We start from the raw sequence: 19,550 nt of genomic DNA, 5'->3' as shown, positions 1-19,550 counted from the left end.
GGAAAGATCCCGCATCAAGACGGTCATTCTTTTGATCCTCGAAAAGAAACGATTACTGTTTTTGGATCTCCAAAACAACGTTGTTCAGGAGATACAATACAATATTATCATTATCTTTGAGAGATTGCACGCTTAAAGTGTTGTCACCCTGGTGAACAAATGCGCCTGTACCCAGTGCAAAACGATAATTCGTGTCCGAAGTAGACTCGCGTTTAACCAAAATCTGATTACCGACTCCATCATAAGACCAGAACTGCTTGCTCATAACCGTTAACACTCTGAAACGAGTCGAATTATCCGTATCTTTCGTCATTTCAACACGGTCACCTACGGTAAGGCTGCCCAGCGTGGTTAACGTAGATCCCGATTTGACCACTTTTACAGCCCCGCTAACAGGAACCGTCTCACTCTGACCGTTAAACAGCTTCAGTGTGACTGACGAAGCATCGACAGATGTCACCTCTGCAAGCGTGCGTTTAACTACCTGAACTGCTTTAGGTGTAGTTCCCTCAAATGTTACGTTAATCAAATTGCCCACTGTCAACTGTGATGCCGTAATGGTCTGACCGCTCTCTCCTGTCAGCACCGCTTGATCGACATAAAACTGACTTGTCAGCGAATCCGATTTTACACGAACGCGACCATTCGTCTCTACAGAGACTACTTCAAATTGAGCAACGGTGTTCAAAGCCACTTTTTGCACATAGTCCTGATTCGAACCCAGCGTAACTGTGACACTATCACCGATCTTCAAGTCACTCAGACTTGCTCCAGATTTGTTGTAGATCTCAATCGTTGGAACCGTAGAGTACGGCACAGTAATCGTTTGGTTTCCAGACAACAAACTGATTTTTTTGCCCGAAGTATCAATACTGCTGATTGTGCCTTCGTATTTGTAGATTACTTTAACAGATAGCGCACGAGTTCCCACATACGTCAGATCCAATTTGCGACCATCATTCAACAAAGACTCCAATCCAGCAAGTGTCGGCTTCGATGTGTTGTAGTCCAGCTTCGTTTTGTCATCCAGCGTGAACACAAACGGTTTTTTATTGCTGTCGAGAACCGTCAATACTTTTGTTTTGCTGTTGTAGGATACAACGGAAACCCCGTTCATAGGCTCCATCTGACGTCCGATCACTTGAATGCGTGTCACACGATCTTCAGAATTTAACGTAAGCTCAACCTGATCTCCATTGGTTGCGTCTGTAATCAGATCATTCAGCGTTGCATCCTGAATTCCGTTAATGACCACTTCCGGCTTTTCTGCCAGCAGCTTCGCTTCCAGCGATCCACCTTCACGTTTAAACGTCAGTGTGGATTGGTTACCACCAATCTCCACCAGTGTACCGCGTAAAGACTGCTCTACACCTTGCGACAATTCGATCGTTTGCAGGATGCTGTCTTTCACCGTATATTTCACAGCACTTCCCGCTTTGAGCTCAGCCAGGGAAAGGATTCGGTCCTGGTAACGAATGATCAGATTATCGTTATAGGTATATTGCTCAGTGGTTCCGGCTGCATTGGTAAGCTTAATGGTTTTGGCAGAAGTTGTTATTTCAGCAACAACACCACTATCACTTTTGTTGACAATACCGGACTTCACACGAATAACGACTGTCTTTTTGTCAGCCGAGAACGTCTCACGCTGTACTTCAATGGTGCTGTCTGTTGTAATATCAGACAGTTTGATTGTATTTCCGTTTTGATCGATAAATGCCGTTGCCTCATCGTAGCCGTATGTTTCGTAATTCTCGCCTACAAACAAGCCAATTTTATTACCTGACAATGAACGAGCAAACGTACCTTCAACGCTTTCCACCTGCGGTGTAGCATCAACCACTTCCACATAAGAAGCCGTACCGGTAGTGCCTACAACCTGAACTTTTGTATACAGCTTCACATCCGCAGACGACGCACGGGATTCACTGTCTTTTGTAAAGTAAGGCGTACTGCTGTTCACTGCAAAGTTGACGGCTTTTCCGTCTACCACCAACGTGATCTGCCCATCTTTTAACCCTGTAACATAACCTGTGGCTGTGTTCGGATACTTCGTATCCGTTAACGTTTCGCCACGGCTGAAAAATGTTGCGAGTTGAGCACGGGTTACAGAACCGGTTGGATTAAATTTGTTACCATCTACACCTTTGGCCAGATCCAGACTTACAGCCAGATTGATGTAACCTTTGCCACTTTCGGAAATGCTATCATTATCTGCAAATCCGGTAGATTGATTGTTTTGCGCCTTCGCTTCAGCATCTTTGTTCAAAGAACGGATCAGCAATTTCGTAATCCATTCACGTGATGCCGGTTTTTGTCCCCAGGATGTTTTGGACACATCCACTGTGGATTCTTCGGTTTTATCAATAAGTCCCAGTTGAAGCGCCAAAGCGACATATGGCTTGAAATAGTTTCCCACTTCCATATTTGTCGGTAATGCCGTAGCCGTGCTGTCGTTCAACTGGTTCTCCTTATTCGTAAAACGGATCGCCATCGTCACAGCTTCCTGCTGCGTTACCGCGTCTCCCGGACGGAACAGGCCGTTGTTACCGAGAAGAATGCCTTGATAGGCCAGCTTGTACACATGTTTCTCTGCCCAGTATCCGACCTTGATATCACTGAACAAACCGGTTGGTGCAGCTGTGTTGCTTACAGTTGCAGTCTGGTCTTGCCCCGTATCTGTTGATTCTGCTGCCAAGGCAGCTCCGCCGGCGCTAAGGGCCATCATGCCTGCAAGCACGGCTGAAACTACTTTTTTAGAGTGTGATGGATTGTTATATTTAAAAGTCACCTATGATTCCCCTCTCTCATGTAAAACGGCCGATATTCCGCAGATCCACGGTAAAACAACATGCTGTACAACCTATTCGGATCGTGTCATTGGATGCTCAAGATCCACATGGCCCATCAAACTCTCCGATTGTTTGCCGTCTACCAGCAAATCCAGCGATTTGACTTCGTCAAACTGGAAGAACGTTTGCTTCAAAGCATCGATGGCAAACACTTCGCCACCTGCGCCAAGACGTGCTGTGTCCGGCATATGGATATCGAGGGTAAGTGCACCGTCTTTGAACTGAACCGATTTCAATTCAATTTCTTTAGCCCAAAGCGGAACGAGTTTGTCGTCCTTGCTTTGTTGAAGCGCTGCAAACGCTGCTTTGTATTTGGCATCATCCGAAGCGTAAGAAAGTTCTGCCGATGCCTTGTGCAATTCCAACTCTTCCAGATCTGTGTAGTACACATCAATGGTCTTCTTCTCATTACTTTCGGAAGTCCCAGGCTTCTCCGAAGTAGTTCCATCCGACGAAGTCGTTGTGCCCTCCGTACTGCCTTCTGTGGTACCCGGTGTCGTTGTTGTTGTGTCCTCCGGTGCCACAGTCACGGGATCAGTAACATCCGTCTCATTCTGATCGTCAGACGCGTTATTCTCTGCTCCCGCACCTTGAGTCTGATTTGGAGCTGGAGCAGCTGTTGGCTTGCTTCCACATCCAGCAGCAACTGTCATCACCGTTACGAGCAGCGCTGCAATCCATAATTTTTTGTTCATTCTAACTCCGCCTCCTGATCATAAGGGCTGAACCCTTATTTAATTCCCAGATACTCCTTGATCCCTGCAACAATCCCTTTGGCTACATTGTTCTGGAAGCTTTCAGTGAACAATGCCGCTTCATCACTTTTGTTGCTCAGGAAACCGGCTTCCAGCAAAACAGCCGGCATCGTTGTTTCACGGGTTACGTGGAGACTTGCCGCTTTTACTCCGCGGTCCTTCAAACCAGATGATTGCAATAGATACTTGTGCATCACCGTAGCCAGTGCCTTGCTATTCGAACGGGTGTAGTAAGTCTCCACTCCGTTTGCCGCTGCAGACCCGCTGTTCGCATGAATAGAAATAAAGATATCTGCCTTCAATTTTTCTGCGATCTTTACTCGTTCACTCAAAGCCAAAAATGTATCATCGCTGCGCGTCAGCACAACGTCAATGTTGGATTCTTTTTTCAGCAATGCTTCCACTTTCAGAGCCATTGCCAGATTGAAGTCTTTTTCCTTCTTGCCGGTTACACCGATGGCTCCTGGGTCCTGATCACCATGTCCAGCGTCTATAACAACAACTTTTTTGCCGTTGTTTCCAACAGGAGGTTGCGGCGTTGTAGTGCCTTCTTTGTTCAGATCAATCATAACTAGACCAGAGTCACTTTGCACGTCATAACCTTTGGCATTACTCAGATCAATGACAAAACGAAGGGTCGAGGGACTGTTGCTGTACAAGGAATAACGAATCTTCGACACATCCGGATATCCACTGACAACAAGTTGTCCATTCTGGTTGCTGTCCAAAGCTTGTCCTTCACTGAAAGAATCAGCGAATGCGGTATTTGGCAAGTCTATAACGATTCGATCCGGTCCTGTCATCGTGAAGACGTTCGGCTTCGTATTTCCGCTAGTTGCAATCAAAAAGCGGTTGTCACTGAAGCTGATGCCGTTCACCAGTACAAGACCATCCTGATTCGATCCCCCACCATCGTTGCCTGAGCTCGGAGGAGTGGTTGTCCCGTTTCCGGAACCAGAATTCTGGGTAACTAATGTTACCGTCTTCGTTGTATTGTTCCAACCCACCTTAAGACCCATTTGCTCACCAATGAACCTTAAGGGCACAAGTGTGGTTCCATTTTTCACGAGTGGCGGGGCATCCAGGCTCACGTTACTGCCGTTCACCGTTGCCGTCTTCTGTCCAACAATCATCTGCATGGCAGTGTTGTCTTTGCTAATAGTCACGGTGCTTGTTGACTGTTTCCAGTCCACACCATATCCCAGGCTTTCCGAAATAACCCGAATCGGAACCATCACTTTGCTATTGATGATTTCCGCCTTGGCATCCGAAGGCTGCACAATTTCTTTCCCATCTAGGATAATGTGCGTATCTGCTGCTGCATGACTATAGCCCGGGAAAACGAGCCCAAAGACAAATAACAGTACCAAAAAACCGAACTTCTTCATCCTTCACCCCTACCATTCTCATATTTTTTTGCCGCATGTTGTGCACCTTCAGCTCCGACTGACCACTGAGGCATTACCAGACACCTATTAGACGCCCTGTACTCTCAAAAGTTGCGAATATATTCCAACATAACAGAAAAAAAACGTTGTCAAATCAAGCTTTTTCTACATTTTATTGTCTGTATTTTCTTTTAATTATCAATTAAGCATCTCGAAACAACGGACTTCCCTGACCTTCACATTTACGCACAACTCACATTACAAACCCAAATATTCAACAATTCCGTCTACGATGGCCTGTGCACATTTGTTCTGATACTCTTCAGTCAGCATCAATGCTTCATCCGCAGGATTACTCAGAAATCCGAGTTCAAGCAGAACTGCTGGCATCGTTGTTTCACGGGTTACATGCAGACTTGCCGTTTTGACTCCCCGATCTTTAAATCCCGTAATTGGCAACACATGCTTGTGCAAAATCTCGGCCAAATCCTTGCTTTCTTTACGACTGTACAACGTTTCAATTCCATTAGGGACAGGGGTTGTAAACTTGTTTCCATGGATCGACACAAAAATATCCGCCTGATTCAGTTGAGCGATATCCACACGTTGCTGCAGTGATAATTCCGTATCATCCTGCCTTGTAATCACCGTCTGAATCTCCGTATGCTGTTGTAGAAGCGCCTGAACTTTGAGTCCCACAGCCAAATTAAAATCCTTCTCATAGGCGCCTGTCACACTGACGGCCCCCGACTGTCGTCCACCATGTCCCGGATCAATAATCACGACCTTTTTGCCATCATTGGTTGGCAAAGCAGGCTGACTAATTGGTTCTCCATTACTCACCGCAAGATCAACAAGCAACACATTGTTCTCGCCCAGTGACCATTTCGCAGTCGCCGCCTGACTCAGATCGAGGACCACACGTACCGTTGAAGGTGTTTGACTAAACATTGCATATCGCACCTTGGAAACCAGTGATGAATCCGTAACCAAAAGAGTTCCGCTGCCATCCGGAATGGTAGCCTGTCCCTGGATGAACTCCTTGGCAAATGTGGTGTCAGGCAGATCTACGATGATCCGATCGGGTCCGCTTAGACTGGAAATTTTCGGTGTGATTTTCCCGTTCGTCGCCAGGATCAAACGATCTCCGCCGAAGGTGATGCTTTGAAGCTCAGACAGACCATCCGGCTTAGGAGCTTCCACGGGGTCAATTTCACTTTCCGTATCTGCTACAGGAGGGATGCTGGCTAGGCTTACGGTCTTGGTTCCATTGTCCCATCCCACACGCAGACCCATGCCTTCACCGACAAATCGTAACGGAACCAGTGTAGTTCCCTGTTTAATAAGAGGCGGTGAATCGAGCGTTACCTGATTTCCATTTACCGTGGCAGCATCTTCACCTGCAGTCATCTGGATACTGCTGTTGCCTTTGAGAATACGAACGGTCTGGGTGGCTTTCTCCCATTTCACCTGATAACCGAGGTTTTCAGAAACGATTCGGATGGGCACCATCACGGTTTTGCCAATATTCTCGGCCGGAGCTCCTGACTGTTGATTAATGGTCACACCGTCCAGCACAATCGAGGGAGACGAATCGGCATTTGCCATAACAGGAAATAAAAACAGGAACAGAAAAACAAAGACTGCTGCCGACCATTTCTTCATACATCAACCACCATTCTGTTTGTCTTTTGAACCTTCGATCTAATTCGCTGTGATGCAGCACTCGACTCTATCTACCCTTCCATAATCTACTAATCAGTTTATCAGATATTGTCACTCCATCCGGTTACAACGTTGTCATATTTAGTCGGAATACCCTGCAACTCGAAGACAGAATTGCATTATTGCCAAATGCAAAAAAACCTCCAATTCGACCCAAGGAACGGTGAAGTTCCCTGCACGATTGGAGGTTTGATATACGAAATACAGATGAAAGATTAGACTGAGGCCGTTTGTCCAAACAATTTAGCCGCATGGCGTTGTTCGTAAGCTGCTATTTCGTCATCATGTTGAAGTGTGAGACCAATATCGTCCAGTCCTTGCAACAGGAATTGACGACGATGCTCATCCAGATCAAAATCAATATGCAGCCCGTATGCATCTGTAATCGTTTTGTTTTCCAGATTCACATTCATCTCATAGCCTTCATGTGTCGCTGTACGCTGGAACAGATCTTCAACCTGCTCTTCGGACAGCTTGATCGGCAAAATCCCGTTCTTGAAGCAGTTATTATAGAAGATATCGGCATAGGATGGTGCAATTACGCAACGGAATCCGTAATCCATAATCGCCCATGGAGCATGCTCACGGGAAGATCCACAGCCAAAGTTGGCGCGTGAGATCAGAATAGATGCACCTTCGTAGCGAGGTTTATTCATTTCGAAGGAAGGGTTGTTGTTGCCCTCTTCGTCAAAACGCCATTCGTAGAACAAAAATTGTCCAAATCCGGTCCGTTCAATCCGTTTCAAAAATTGTTTCGGAATGATTGCATCTGTATCTACATTGACCCGGTCTACCGGTGCAACGATGCCTTGCAGTGTTTTGAATTCTTCCATTTTGTTCGTTCTCCCTTCAATCCGTTCCTATGTTAGATAGCTGCTTCCGTTTTGAAATTCCAGTCACGTACGTCTACGAAGTGTCCCTTAACCGCTGCTGCTGCCGCCATTGCAGGAGATACGAGGTGAGTCCGTCCTCCGCGTCCCTGACGTCCTTCGAAGTTACGGTTGGAAGTCGAAGCACAACGTTGTCCTGGTTTCAGTACATCCGGGTTCATTGCCAGACACATACTGCATCCTGCATCACGCCATTCAAATCCAGCCTCTGTGAAAATTTTATCCAGACCTTCTTTTTCGGCCTGAATTTTAACACGTCCCGAGCCTGGAACAACGATCGCTGTAACATTACTGGATACGGTGTGACCTTTGGCTACCTGTGCAGCAGCGCGCAGATCCTCAATCCGTCCATTGGTGCATGAACCGATAAATACATAATCAATCGGAATTTCGGAGATTGGTGTTCCAGGTTCCAAGCCCATATATTCAAGCGCTTTTTCAGCTGCTTTACGTTCGTTTTCTGTTGGCAGTTCAGCCGGGACAGGAACTTTCGAAGAAATGTCTGTTCCCATTCCTGGGCTAGTACCCCAAGTTACTTGCGGAATCAATGATTCCACATCGATTTCAACGACACGGTCGAATTCAGCACCTTCGTCAGTTACAAGCTCTTTCCAGGCAGCAACCGCTTCATCAAATTTGCCATCGGCAGGTACGTATTCACGTCCACGCAGATATTCAAATGTGGTTTCATCCGGAGCAATCATACCCGCTCTTGCTCCACCTTCAATGGACATGTTGCAGACGGTCATACGCTCTTCCATGCTCAGTTCACGGATCGATTCACCCGTATATTCAATAACATATCCTGTTGCAAAGTCTGTACCGTATTTGGCGATGACTGCGAGAATCATATCCTTCGCGGTTACACCCGGGTTACGTTTGCCGACAAAACGAACTTCCATTGTTTTGGCTTTGGCTTGTTGTAAACATTGGGTTGCCATAACATGCTCTACTTCACTCGTACCGATCCCGAATGCGAGTGCACCAAATGCACCATGTGTGGATGTGTGGCTGTCGCCACATACAATCGTTTTACCTGGATGAGTCAGGCCCAGTTCTGGTCCCATAACGTGTACAACACCTTGATCGATGGTATCCAGATCGTACAATTTTACGCCGAAGTCACGGCAGTTTTGTGAAAGTGTGTCGATTTGTTGTTTGGAGATTGGATCCGTAATGTTGAAGCGATCCTTCGTTGGAACGTTGTGATCCATTGTTGCAAACGTCAGTTCAGGGCGACGGACTTTACGGCCGCTCAGACGCAGACCTTCAAACGCCTGTGGCGATGTTACTTCATGCACCAGATGCAGATCGATGTACAAAATGCTTGGTTTGCCTTCTTCCTGATGAATCACGTGATTTTCCCAAATTTTCTCAAACATCGTTTTTTTACTCATCATTTTCACCTCATCATAAGTTCGGTCCTTGGAAGAGCCTCCGTTGTTCCTCTAAAAGTGAAGCTCTTGAATGACATAAATATATCACCCTGTCCTTCATTGTTCCAAGATATAATATCTATAGATGTAATAGGTTTAACCTATAATGAGGCAAAAGCAAATAAACCACAGCTATACGCAGAGGTTTCAATTGATAACAATTATCATTATCATATAAGCTTATACTACGTTCCATCTTCTTCCCTGTCAATGCTTTTTATGCAAAATAGAAAAAAGCAGCCCTGTTACCAGGGCTACTATAACTACATCTCGCCTGTTCCATACGTCCGTATTCCCCATATCTATCCATTCATTGCATTCCTGCCTCTGCTGGAAGCGAATTACTTCTTGTCCCCACTGCTTTGATAACGAAATTGTAGGCTTTGGAAGAATCGATGCCGTTTAATGTATAGCTGTAACTCGTCTGACCGCTTACAGCCGGTACATACACGCTCCAATTCGTGCTGACTTTATCATTCTTCTCGTAAATCCGGTAACCTCGCACCGGCTCGGGGCTATTTGCTGGCGCTTTCCACGAAAGAACTGCACGGTTCGCTGACTGTTTTACTGCGCTTGGATTTTGAACTGTGCCGGGTTTTACGTCAGTCCGTTTAATACTATAAGTATCATAGACGGCAAGGGGTTTATCTTTAACTGCTGTGTAGGATGTAAATTTCAGCACGTCGCTTGTAATGGAAACATCCACAAACATTTTCTTGTTGGGCTGATCGTTTTTTGCTGCAAAAAACGTGTCTGCGTCTGGATTAAGAGCATAGAATTTCGAAGCGGCCGAGTTACCCATTAGATATACAGTCCCTTTAGGATTCAGCACATTTCCCTGCTCATCGGTAATGACATTCTTAATTGGAACGTTGTTCAGCATTTGAAAAGACCTCATATACATATGGTCATGTCCCTCAAACACCATATCCACACCCAGCTCATCAAATACAGGAATCAGATATTTTCGGTAAAATTCTACCCGTTCACTTTCTGCCGAAGCATTATCCCCTGAAGAATAAGCTCCCTTATGCATAGAGACGAATTTCCACTTCTTGTCGGTCTTTGCCACCTGATTCCGCATCCATTCCAATTGCTTCGTGAATTGAATATCCGCTTTGTAAGGCTTGACCTCCCCTTCGTACTGGGAATTGATTTGCATGAACAAGGCATCGCCGTATTCGAAAGCATACACCGACCCGTCATGAGCACCCGTTCCGACGTCTTTTGGAAGATTAAAATGGTTATAGAAGTTATTATTTGGATAATCCTCTATCTCATGATTGCCGATGATCGGCGCAAATGGCACATTGGCAAATTCTTTTTTCGGCACACCCAAGAACCACTGCCACAGCTGCTCCAGATCACCGTCATCCGTTAGATCCCCTGTAAGAAGAACAAACTTGGGATCTACCGTTTTCTCAATAGCTCTCTTAAAAGTATCCTGCCACAGATCGAAATTCGACTTGCTGGAGCCTTGGGTGTCGGTTACATAGAGGAAATGAAAATCCTGATTATTCGCTTTGTCCGTGGTAAAAGAACCTGTCTCGCTCCAGCCGTCCGCATCACCGTTACCAGCCCGGTACATATACTTGGTTCCAGGCTTGAGACCGCTTGCGATAACCTTATGACTGGCGAACTTTTTATACTTCTTGGAACTTCTGTCTCCTGACGTCATTAAGGTTTCAATAACTGTTGAGCTTCCCTCATAGGAAGTCGCCAGTTGTTCCGGGAACTCGCTTCCTCCCGCATTGGAAGCCTCTACCACTTGCACTACTGTACCTCTAACGGTTTCAGCTGTATACCAGTCAAAGGCGATACTTGTCTTTGGATCCCCATTAAAAGTCATGTTCAGCAGCGTTGGTGTTTTGTTGCCGGTGTCCTGAGACTTTGTCTTAAAGCTCCAGGTAATATCGTTGTCCGGTGTCCGGCCGTCCATTGTCCCCTTAAGAAGCTCTTTAGGCATGGTCACCTTGTAAGTTTTGCCGGAAGTAAAATTAGGGTGGCTGACTTTAATCGTATTTTGGTCGAGCAGCAAGGCTGAGATGTTGTTAAGAGGCACACTGTTTTCCGTGATTACAACTTGATAACCACTGTTGAGACTGATCGCTTTATTAAACTTTATTGTAACCTCTGCGTTAAGAGAAACATCTGCAGCTCCTGAAGCGGGAGTTTTGCTTACCTCAAGTGTGGGAGTGTCCCCAGGTTCGCCACTGCTGCGTGTTCCTTTAATGACTACATCCTTGATTCTGCTTGAGCCTGAGCTGGATACCGTTCCTCCGCTTACGCTTTTCACAGAGTCTACCACCCAGCGGATATAGAGTACATCTTGATTTTTTGTTCCCGCAGGCAAAGCGAGGTTCGTTAATTTGCAGGAATTATTGGCACAATTAAAATTGTTCTGGGCAAGAACCAGTTTACCGCCCAAGACATCTGTCCATTCCTGCTGATTCGTACTGTATTGTACCTTAAAATCCCTGGGTCCCGTACTTGAAGAAGTTTGCTGTGAAGAAAGGGAGATAGCTTCGAAGCCTTTGGTTGAAAGCGTGGCCACCCAGTATTTAATGCCCGTTCCTTCATGCCAGCCCTGGTTGCGTACACTGTTCTCACCTGACTCATAGGTGTACGCATCTGTATTTGTTCCTACATCACGAATGGATGAAGCCGTTTGATATACCCCTCCGGTAGCCGGAAATATTCCGTTCTCGCCTTTGTCTTTAAAAATCCACTGGGCAATCGTTTCCTGAACTGCAGCTGCTTTGCTTGCAAGATCTTCCTCATTTCCTTCCCTTCCTGCTGAGACAAAACCGGTCAACTCCATCGCAAGCAGCATACCTATAACCATTAGACTGATCACCTTGGAAAATCTGTTTTTGAGATAAGGATAAGATTGGTTTTTATCCATTCGGCCCATCTCCCTCTTCATTAAAATCACTATCATCGAACCGCCGCTACCGAGAAGAACGGCGGTTCTGCTACCCTTGCATTCCTGTTACTTGAGTTCCCAGTCGGTAACTTGACGTACTGCCGAATCTGCGTTCTTCAGGTCTGTCTCACCCATATTCAGCAAATTGCTCCACTGCTTTACACGATTCTTCCCGTTAGGCGGAGAGTTGTAGTCATTCGTATCCACAATCTTGGTCCGTTCCTTATAGAATTTGGTCATGAAAGTCTTCTCATCTGTGCTGCTTCCTGATTTACCCAAAAGCCCTTGAAGGGTCTCGGAGCCGCCGGTCGCTCCATGGTTCAGCGCTGCGTCCACAAAGGAACCAATCGTTAATGCCGAGTTAAAGCCGCGTTTGCGGGCCTGATCCACACTGTACTTAATATAGACATTGTAGAACGTTTTCCACATAGCCTCTCTCCACTCGGGATCATTTTGCAAATTGCCGATCTTTTTGCAGAAACTCTTTTCGCTTTCATTGATTTCGAGGATCTTCCCTTTCATCGAACCCTTGACACCGATCCGGGACAGGGCGCCATTAACCGAAGGATTACTCGCGCCTTTGGCAGCATCATATGCCTTGAACAGTTCTGGACCGTCAGGATCGGTGTCATTTGAGCCGCCTGTAGTCGCACCAAATATTCCAATCGTATAACCGCGGTCATCATCAATATCTTCACAATATCCGTAAAACTTGGTCCAGTTCAAATCGTCTTGCTCTGGTTTGTTGACAAGCATCATAATATTGTTCCACTGCTCACCATCCAGTCCTGTGTTGACACGCAAGAATTGAAGTGTTGCCGGTGAGAAATTAGAATCCGGGTTCCCTGCCGCATAACTTTTCTGTTGAGAGGCATTGGACAGAGAGCTATAAGAAAAAATAATTGAAAAGCTGAGCAGGATCAACAATGAAAATTTCATCTTCTTATAAACCTTATTATTCGTTGAATTAAGCACCGCAATCTCTCCCTTATTTTAATAGTATAAGCGCTTTAACTTTTGGCAGTAGGGAACCTTATGAACCTTATCCTCAAACATCTGAGTATGACACCCCTCCTTTTTCCAACACTTGGTAAATTCATTTCAAGCTTATCTCAAAAAGTTTGTCTGAACAGCACGTATTCTCTTGTAATCATTAAATTTTTATACATATATTGCTACATGCTGTAATTCAAGTCTACAATCCTCTTAGGAGGTGTTAAATGAAGCCGATATTTTATGAATCTACTCTTTTTGACATCAGCCGCAAGAAACAGATATATACCAGCATGCCTTCAAGCCACTATCATGATGCTTATGAGATTCTGTATTTAATATCAGGAGATTTTTATTACTTTATAGGGGACAGAACATTCCAGGTTGCGGGTGGGACACTGCTATTTATGGATATTCACGAAAGGCACAAGCTGGTTAATTCCGGCTGCAATATGTATGAACGTGTTACACTGCTGTTCAAGAAAGAATTCCTGCAGCATTTGTGCACCGGCGGTCAATGTGAGGAACTGCTCGAATTGTTCAAAAGTGATTACCGCGCTTTGAACATGACCGGGAAGGATCAGTATTTCATTGAACAGCTTTTTCAGAAGATGATCCAGGAGGAGCAGAAGCAAGCCCGCGGCTATGAACAGTACCAACAAATTTTATTGGTGGAGTTGCTCATCAATCTTAATCGTAAACTGTTTGACAGCCTTGCAGCTCCATTGGTGGAATCCAATCGTGCACACAAGAAAGTCCTGGACATCGTTAATTTTGTAAATCAACATTATATGGAACCACTTAAGCTCTGTGAGATTTCACGGCAATTCGATATAAGCTCTTCCTACCTTTCTCGAACCTTTAAAGAATCCACCGGGTTCAGCTTCATTGAATATATTAATAACATCCGTATTAAAGAAGCGCGTGATTTGCTGGTTGGCTCTTCTTTTAATGTTACTGAAATTGCGGGAATGGTTGGGTTTGATAACACCTCCCATTTTGGACGAACCTTCAAGTTAATGATGGGCATCTCGCCGCTTTGCTTCCGCAAACAATTTAAGTCTTAATAGCAAAATCACTGGAATAGCAATCATTAGAGAAAATAAAATTCCCAATCTCTCCCCCGTCTATAGTATCGTACCCTGCCGACATAGTATAACGATAGGATATTAACATTCCGGTTAGTGAGATTACCTCATATACTCATTCGCCATTATGGATACCTTTTGAAAAATACCCATAATCGAGTAGGAGGGGGCGTCAAGCCCCCTACCTCTCACACCACCGTACGTACCGTTCGGTATATGACGGTGCATTATTGGTAGCCATTCTTCTCCTTATTACGTGCTTCATTCTTTTGATTCAAGGTAGTTATACACGGCTTTCGCTGTGGAATCGCAAATAATAGTGATTTATAGAATTTGACCACCCACCATCGTCCAGAGAACCTGAAATTCATCATCCAATAGGACCAGGTCGGCATCGAAACCAGAGGAAATTTCCCCCTTTTGTTGAAATCCAAGAATATTGGCCGGCGTAGTTGAAGCCATCTGTACGGCATCTATCAAGGGAATTCCGGTTTCGACAGTATAACGTAAGGCTTCATTCATGGTAACTGTACTGGAGGCCAGTGTTCCATCCTCCAGTCTTGCAATGCCACCCGATACCGTGACATGATGGCCTCCAAATAGATAATTCCCATCGCCCATACCCATTGCTTGTAAAGCATCTGTGATCAAGACCATTCCTTCCGGTCCTTTCAGGTTATGCATCAGTCGAATAATAGCAGGATGCAGATGGACATTATCCACAATAGCTTGAAGACTTACATGTTTCTCTTCAAAAGCAGCCACGATCAGACCCGGATCTCGATGATGGATCGGCCGCATGCCATTAAAACAATGCGTAACATGACTCGCACCTGATGTAAAGGCTTGTTTGGCTTCCTCATATGTGGCATCCGAATGAGCGATCGCTATAACTACTCCCTGTTCTTTCAAAAAGGAAATCAAGTCCATTCCTCCCGGCAGCTCGGGAGCAATAGTAACCATCTTAATGAGTGACCCTGCTTCCTGGAAAATGATCTTCATTTCTTCTATGTTGGGATGCCGCAAATACTTTTCATTCTGCATTCCTTTTCGCTTCGGGTTCAGATACGGTCCCTCTAAGTGAATCCCTGCGATCTTTGCTCCCACTTCTTGTCCTATTACACGCTTGACACTACGAATCATTTCCAGAAGATCCTCCATCGTAGAACTAACAGATGTAGCCAGAAATGAGGTACACCCAGTTGAAGCACATTGGCGTGAAACTTCTTGAATACTCTCTTCAGTACCGTCCATCATATCAAAGCCATTGGCACCGTGGATATGAACATCTATCATCCCAGGTACTAGCAAATGTCCTCTCCCATCAATCCGTTCATACTCTCCTTCTAGCGTAGGAAGATCACCTGTGTCTATCCTCATGATTTTCCCTTCAGAAATCCACACATTGGCTGATGGAACGATACGGTTGCGAAGTGCCATTTGTACATTATGCAAAATATAATACATAAAAACCCTCCTCTTCCCTATGGTTATCAGTCTTGCTTTCGAACCTCTTCATTTTCTTCCTGACACTCAATAACAGTGATGTTCTTCTGATCCAGAACTTCTCTGATCTCACTCGGGAGTTCCAGATTTGTGACTAAAATGTCAACGAAATCAAAGTCCAACCGATGAATAGATTTGCCAATAAATTTTGTGTGATCGGCTACTACGATAACCTGATCAGATCTTCTGGCCATTTCTTTCTTTACCCGGGCATCTTCTTCATATGGATAATAGAGTCCATCAGACCGGATCGCCGATGCTCCAATGAAGGCTTTATCAGCACGAATTTCACTTAGTTTATCGATAATGGAAGAGCCATATAAGAAGCGGTGCTTTACATTCAAGTAACCACCGAGAATATAGATTTGAAGATCCTCTCGATTGGACAAGATCCCTACGTTATCAATCGAGTGCGTGACCACCGTGCAATTTTTTGCGCTAATTTGTTCCGCTACAAATTGCACCGTGGTTGATACGTCTAAAATCACAGTCTCATGGTCTTGGATAAGTTTTGCCCCAAACTTCCCTATTTTTTTCTTACTCTCGGATTCATCAATCAAACGATCCTGATAAGACAGCATTTCTTTCTGTAACTCAGGTAACGATAGCCCCCCATGAGTTCGAATCACAACACCTTCTTGTACTAATCTAACAATATCCCTTCGTGCAGTATCCCTTGATACTTCAAACAGCGTACATATATCTGTAACACTCATCGATTGGTGTTGTTTCAAGTATTCGAGTATTTTTAACAATCTTTCCTCTTGATACACAATACTTGCACCTCCTTTTAAGTAATTATAAGTGTAATTTCAAGTGTTTGCAAGTGATTATAAGTAAATCTTAAGTTAGTTCAAGTATTTATTCCTAACCGTTCAATAAAAAAGACGTTAGCCAGATGAATTTACATCTGTTAACGTCTTCATAAGTTAAGATTGACTGCTAAAAATTTTTTTTGATTTTTCAATACAAAAACCAGCCTTTTGATACAAATGAATTGCACCTTTATTCTTGTCTGACACATGTAAAGTCAATTGCTCAAACTCCGGATGATTATAAATGAAATCTTGAGCCCAACTAAGAACAAGCTGGCCAGTGCCTTGGTTTCGGCATGTCATATAAATAATGTAGATCCGATTCAAATGAGTTGGGTAGTTGAACCCTTTTTTCATAAAGATTTCTTGCATTTATTTGTTCTTCTTCTTTGAATTCAGTCCATTTCTTCATATGTCGAGTATCCAAGGTTTTAATTTGATAATTTGAGCCTGCATTACTTTGCATTTCATTGTGTTCCTTAAGCGTTTTCTGAATAAAGTGTTTAAGAACAATAAATTGCTCGATTTCAGATTCAATATCTTGTAAGGATTTTTCTAAAAGTTGATGATAATCAACGGGAGAGTAAGACATCATAGACTCTTTGATTTGCTGGGGGCTTCAACCTTAGAATTTCTCCACCAGTTGCCCGTCAGCTACGAGGCGACTTAGCTCTTACCTCGACCGGACTTTCACCGGTTAGTTGTCTAGCTTGGCTAGGCGCGCAAAATAGAAAAAAGCAGCCCTGAAACCAGAGCTGCCATATCTTCATTAAGGGTTAAACAATCACGTCTTCTATCCTGCTCAGTCTTACAATCATTTTTGACTACACATATTCTACAGACCGTTATTTGTAATTACCTCTTTGTACCAGTAGAAGCTCTTCTTGCGTTTTCTCTCCAACGTTCCGTTACCGTCATTGTCCTGATCGACGTAGATAAAGCCATATCTTTTTTCCATCTCGGAGGAGGAATAACTAATCAGATCAATAATGCCCCAACTGGTGTAACCCATCAATTCGACCCCGTCGAGAATAGCTTCATGCATCTGCTCCATATGGGAACGGAAATAATCGATCCGGTAATCATCCTGAATGCTGCCGTCTTCTTCAATCGTATCGACGGCTCCTATCCCATTTTCAACAATAAATAATGGCACTCCATAGCGACTATACAGCTCGTTCAGGGAAATACGCAGGCCTACCGGATCAATCTGCCAGCCCCAGTCATTGGTGTTCAGATAAGGGTTCTTTACCCCCCCCGTGGTGTTACCGCTCACCTGCTCCAGTCTGTCCCCGTCGACACTCGATACAAGCGACATATAGTAACTGAATGAAATAAAGTCCACCGTGTGCACTTTCAGAATCTCCTCGTCACCTTCCAGCATATCCAGTACGATCCCTTTTTCGGCAAACAATCTCTTCGTAAAGTATGGATACGCCCCACGGACTTGAACATCCGTAAACATGAGATTGAACTGATTGTCCCTGGAAGCCACCAATACATCTTCGGGATTACACGTATGGGCATATGTCGTCAACTTGGTAAGCATGCATCCGATCTGAGAACCGGGAATGATCTCATGACAATATTTCACCGCCAGGCTACTGGCCACAAATTGATGATGCAGCGCCTGATATACAGCTTGTTCCACGTTGTCAATACGATTTGGAACAATACCACCACTCGTAAACGGATGACGAACGATGCTGTCAATCTCATTAAAGGTAATCCAATATTTCACTTTATCTTTATATCGTTTGAACACCGTTTGGCAAAAGTGAACAAAATAATCGACCACTTTGCGATCCGTCCATCCCCCATGATGATTGACCAGATACATCGGCATCTCATAATGAGACAACGTAATCAGCGGTTCAATGCCCTGCTTTAACATGCCATCAATGACACGATCATAAAACTGTAAACCCGCTTCGTTGGGCTGCGTTTCATTCCCATTCGGGAAGATTCGTGTCCATGCAATGGACAAACGCAATGTTTTCAGTCCCATTTCCCCAAACAGCGCCAAATCTTCCTCATAACGATGGTAGAAATCAATGCCTCTGCGTTTCGGATATTCGCTGTCCGACGTCGATTCCATCGCTTCCTGAATCTGCTTTTCTGTAATCGCATTATGCTTTTTGTACTCACTCTTGGCCACACCTTTTCGATACATGGCGATATCCGCTGTAGACAGACCCTTGCAATCGACATTCCAGGCGCCTTCCGCCTGATTGGCTGCAATGGCTCCTCCCCATAAAAAACCTTCCGGGAACGTTCTCGTTGTATTTGTCATTGTGTATTCCTCCTTGATTGGTCCAATCTTAATTGCGACTCATTACACGATTGATATGAATAATCAGGTACATCATTTCTTCGCTAGAAATCGTATGTTCGAAGCGGGCTTCAATATACTCTTTGATCAGCAGCACGCATTCTTCTTCCTGCGGATATTTGCTCGCGATCTGGTCAAACAGCTCATGATCCTGCGTATTTAACGTTTTATGCTCAAACAGTCGCTGAATGAAGAACTGCAAATGGGTTAAAAAGCGGGAATAGTTAATGCTGTGTGTATCCAGCTCCACCTGATAATGAATTTTAATAATATTGAGAACATCCTTGACCGTGTTGGTCATCAGCATGACCTGATTCATATTGTCATCATTCTGCTGAGCATTGACGAGATGAAAAGCGATATTGGCCGCTTCCTCTTCAGGCAGAGATAGACCAATCTGATTGTGAATGAGAGACAGACCATGCATGCCAATGCTGAATTCCTGTGGATAGAACTTCTTCACTTCCCACAGCATGCGATTCTGGATGGTCATATTGTCCCTGAACCGTTTAGTCGCCATATACAGGTGATCCGTCAATGAGACGTAGAGATGATCACTCAGATGTCGGGACAAGGTGTGCTTGGCATAAGAAATGATCTCGTCAGCCAGAATCAGATATTCTTTTGGCGTTTCCTTCATTAGAGCGGTGAGATCCGAAGAGATTGTTTCATTTTCAAGCACATATACCTTTTCAATCTCGTCGTCACTCACGATATCTCCAGGTTTGCTCTTGAAGCCGATGCCCTTGCCCATCACAATAATTTCCTTATCATCCTCACCACGTCTGGCGAGAACAACGCTCGAATTCAGTATTTTCACGACTTCCATATCCGGCTGCCTGCC

Annotated in this window: 15 protein-coding genes; 1 reads left to right on the top strand and 14 read right to left on the bottom strand. The window is 44.6% G+C overall.

Annotated elements, in window-relative coordinates; genetic code table 11:
• Window positions 1-52: 52 nt before the first annotated feature.
• The 8 genes from P5G61_RS11650 to P5G61_RS11615 form a co-directional block, all read right to left on the bottom strand.
• A complete protein-coding gene (locus P5G61_RS11650; protein WP_301246554.1) occupies window positions 53-2,791 on the bottom strand; it encodes an S-layer homology domain-containing protein in 2,739 nt (912 codons plus the stop codon).
• Window positions 2,792-2,863: 72 nt separating this feature from the next.
• Window positions 2,864-3,547 carry a GerMN domain-containing protein gene (locus P5G61_RS11645; RefSeq protein WP_301246553.1) on the bottom strand — a complete coding sequence of 228 codons (684 nt, stop codon included), beginning with the start codon at window positions 3,545-3,547 and terminating at the stop codon, window positions 2,864-2,866.
• A 35-nt stretch (window positions 3,548-3,582) separates the two neighbouring features.
• Window positions 3,583-4,995, bottom strand: a complete 1,413-nt coding sequence (locus P5G61_RS11640; RefSeq protein ID WP_301246552.1) for an N-acetylmuramoyl-L-alanine amidase family protein — start codon at window positions 4,993-4,995, stop codon at window positions 3,583-3,585.
• A 258-nt stretch (window positions 4,996-5,253) separates the two neighbouring features.
• Complete coding sequence (locus P5G61_RS11635) at window positions 5,254-6,660, bottom strand: N-acetylmuramoyl-L-alanine amidase family protein (RefSeq protein WP_301246550.1); 1,407 nt, start codon at window positions 6,658-6,660, stop codon at window positions 5,254-5,256.
• A gap of 275 nt (window positions 6,661-6,935) precedes the next feature.
• The gene (gene leuD / locus P5G61_RS11630) at window positions 6,936-7,553 is read right to left on the bottom strand and encodes a 3-isopropylmalate dehydratase small subunit (protein WP_076288982.1); all 618 of its coding nucleotides are present in this window, start codon (window positions 7,551-7,553) and stop codon (window positions 6,936-6,938) included.
• 32 nt (window positions 7,554-7,585) lie between these two features.
• The gene (gene leuC / locus P5G61_RS11625) at window positions 7,586-9,007 is read right to left on the bottom strand and encodes a 3-isopropylmalate dehydratase large subunit (RefSeq protein ID WP_301246548.1); all 1,422 of its coding nucleotides are present in this window, start codon (window positions 9,005-9,007) and stop codon (window positions 7,586-7,588) included.
• A gap of 349 nt (window positions 9,008-9,356) precedes the next feature.
• Window positions 9,357-11,951, bottom strand: a complete 2,595-nt coding sequence (locus P5G61_RS11620; RefSeq protein WP_301246546.1) for a metallophosphoesterase — start codon at window positions 11,949-11,951, stop codon at window positions 9,357-9,359.
• Between the two features lie 87 nt (window positions 11,952-12,038).
• Window positions 12,039-12,911, bottom strand: coding sequence for a chitosanase (locus P5G61_RS11615; RefSeq protein ID WP_301246545.1), 873 nt, complete (start codon window positions 12,909-12,911; stop codon window positions 12,039-12,041).
• 281 nt (window positions 12,912-13,192) lie between these two features.
• On the opposite strand from P5G61_RS11615, the gene P5G61_RS11610 reads away from it, so the two are divergent.
• The gene (locus P5G61_RS11610; RefSeq protein ID WP_301246543.1) at window positions 13,193-14,032 is read left to right on the top strand and encodes an AraC family transcriptional regulator; all 840 of its coding nucleotides are present in this window, start codon (window positions 13,193-13,195) and stop codon (window positions 14,030-14,032) included.
• A gap of 345 nt (window positions 14,033-14,377) precedes the next feature.
• Here P5G61_RS11610 and nagA read toward each other — a convergent pair whose 3' ends face one another.
• The 6 genes from nagA to licT form a co-directional block, all read right to left on the bottom strand.
• On the bottom strand, window positions 14,378-15,520 hold the full coding sequence (gene nagA / locus P5G61_RS11605; RefSeq protein WP_079349365.1) for an N-acetylglucosamine-6-phosphate deacetylase: 1,143 nt from the start codon (window positions 15,518-15,520) through the stop codon (window positions 14,378-14,380).
• A 26-nt stretch (window positions 15,521-15,546) separates the two neighbouring features.
• Window positions 15,547-16,332, bottom strand: coding sequence for a DeoR/GlpR family DNA-binding transcription regulator (locus tag P5G61_RS11600; protein ID WP_179282962.1), 786 nt, complete (start codon window positions 16,330-16,332; stop codon window positions 15,547-15,549).
• A gap of 156 nt (window positions 16,333-16,488) precedes the next feature.
• Window positions 16,489-16,677: a GNAT family N-acetyltransferase gene (locus P5G61_RS31920; protein ID WP_363325743.1), complete on the bottom strand. Its 189-nt coding sequence runs from the start codon at window positions 16,675-16,677 to the stop codon at window positions 16,489-16,491.
• A complete protein-coding gene (locus P5G61_RS11595) occupies window positions 16,637-16,969 on the bottom strand; it encodes a hypothetical protein (protein ID WP_301246542.1) in 333 nt (110 codons plus the stop codon). Before P5G61_RS11595 ends, P5G61_RS31920 begins: the two co-directional genes overlap by 41 nt.
• Window positions 16,970-17,209: 240 nt before the next feature.
• Window positions 17,210-18,667, bottom strand: a complete 1,458-nt coding sequence (locus P5G61_RS11590) for a glycoside hydrolase family 1 protein (RefSeq protein ID WP_301246540.1) — start codon at window positions 18,665-18,667, stop codon at window positions 17,210-17,212.
• 28 nt (window positions 18,668-18,695) lie between these two features.
• Complete coding sequence (gene licT / locus P5G61_RS11585) at window positions 18,696-19,535, bottom strand: BglG family transcription antiterminator LicT (protein ID WP_079349370.1); 840 nt, start codon at window positions 19,533-19,535, stop codon at window positions 18,696-18,698.
• Between the last annotated feature and the right edge of the window lie 15 nt (window positions 19,536-19,550).

Origin of the sequence: Paenibacillus vandeheii (assembly GCF_030433635.1) — a bacterium.
GTDB lineage: Bacteria > Bacillota > Bacilli > Paenibacillales > Paenibacillaceae > Paenibacillus > Paenibacillus vandeheii.
The sequence above is the reverse complement of the archived record's forward strand: the minus strand, read 5'-3'. Positions and strand labels throughout refer to the sequence as shown.

What these genes read in the sequence shown, in the direction of transcription:
- P5G61_RS11640 (WP_301246552.1), bottom strand. Translation starts at nt 4,995, where the DNA reads ATGAAGAAGTTCGGTTTTTTGGTACTGTTATTTGTCTTTGGGCTCGTT.
- P5G61_RS11645 (WP_301246553.1), bottom strand. Translation starts at nt 3,547, where the DNA reads ATGAACAAAAAATTATGGATTGCAGCGCTGCTCGTAACGGTGATGACA.
- leuC (WP_301246548.1), bottom strand. Translation starts at nt 9,007, where the DNA reads ATGAGTAAAAAAACGATGTTTGAGAAAATTTGGGAAAATCACGTGATT.
- P5G61_RS11635 (WP_301246550.1), bottom strand. Translation starts at nt 6,660, where the DNA reads ATGAAGAAATGGTCGGCAGCAGTCTTTGTTTTTCTGTTCCTGTTTTTA.
- P5G61_RS11615 (WP_301246545.1), bottom strand. Translation starts at nt 12,911, where the DNA reads ATGAAATTTTCATTGTTGATCCTGCTCAGCTTTTCAATTATTTTTTCT.
- P5G61_RS11595 (WP_301246542.1), bottom strand. Translation starts at nt 16,969, where the DNA reads ATGATGTCTTACTCTCCCGTTGATTATCATCAACTTTTAGAAAAATCC.
- leuD (WP_076288982.1), bottom strand. Translation starts at nt 7,553, where the DNA reads ATGGAAGAATTCAAAACACTGCAAGGCATCGTTGCACCGGTAGACCGG.
- P5G61_RS11610 (WP_301246543.1), top strand. Translation starts at nt 13,193, where the DNA reads ATGAAGCCGATATTTTATGAATCTACTCTTTTTGACATCAGCCGCAAG.
- P5G61_RS31920 (WP_363325743.1), bottom strand. Translation starts at nt 16,677, where the DNA reads ATGACATGCCGAAACCAAGGCACTGGCCAGCTTGTTCTTAGTTGGGCT.
- P5G61_RS11590 (WP_301246540.1), bottom strand. Translation starts at nt 18,667, where the DNA reads ATGACAAATACAACGAGAACGTTCCCGGAAGGTTTTTTATGGGGAGGA.
- nagA (WP_079349365.1), bottom strand. Translation starts at nt 15,520, where the DNA reads ATGTATTATATTTTGCATAATGTACAAATGGCACTTCGCAACCGTATC.
- P5G61_RS11620 (WP_301246546.1), bottom strand. Translation starts at nt 11,951, where the DNA reads ATGGATAAAAACCAATCTTATCCTTATCTCAAAAACAGATTTTCCAAG.
- licT (WP_079349370.1), bottom strand. Translation starts at nt 19,535, where the DNA reads ATGGAAGTCGTGAAAATACTGAATTCGAGCGTTGTTCTCGCCAGACGT.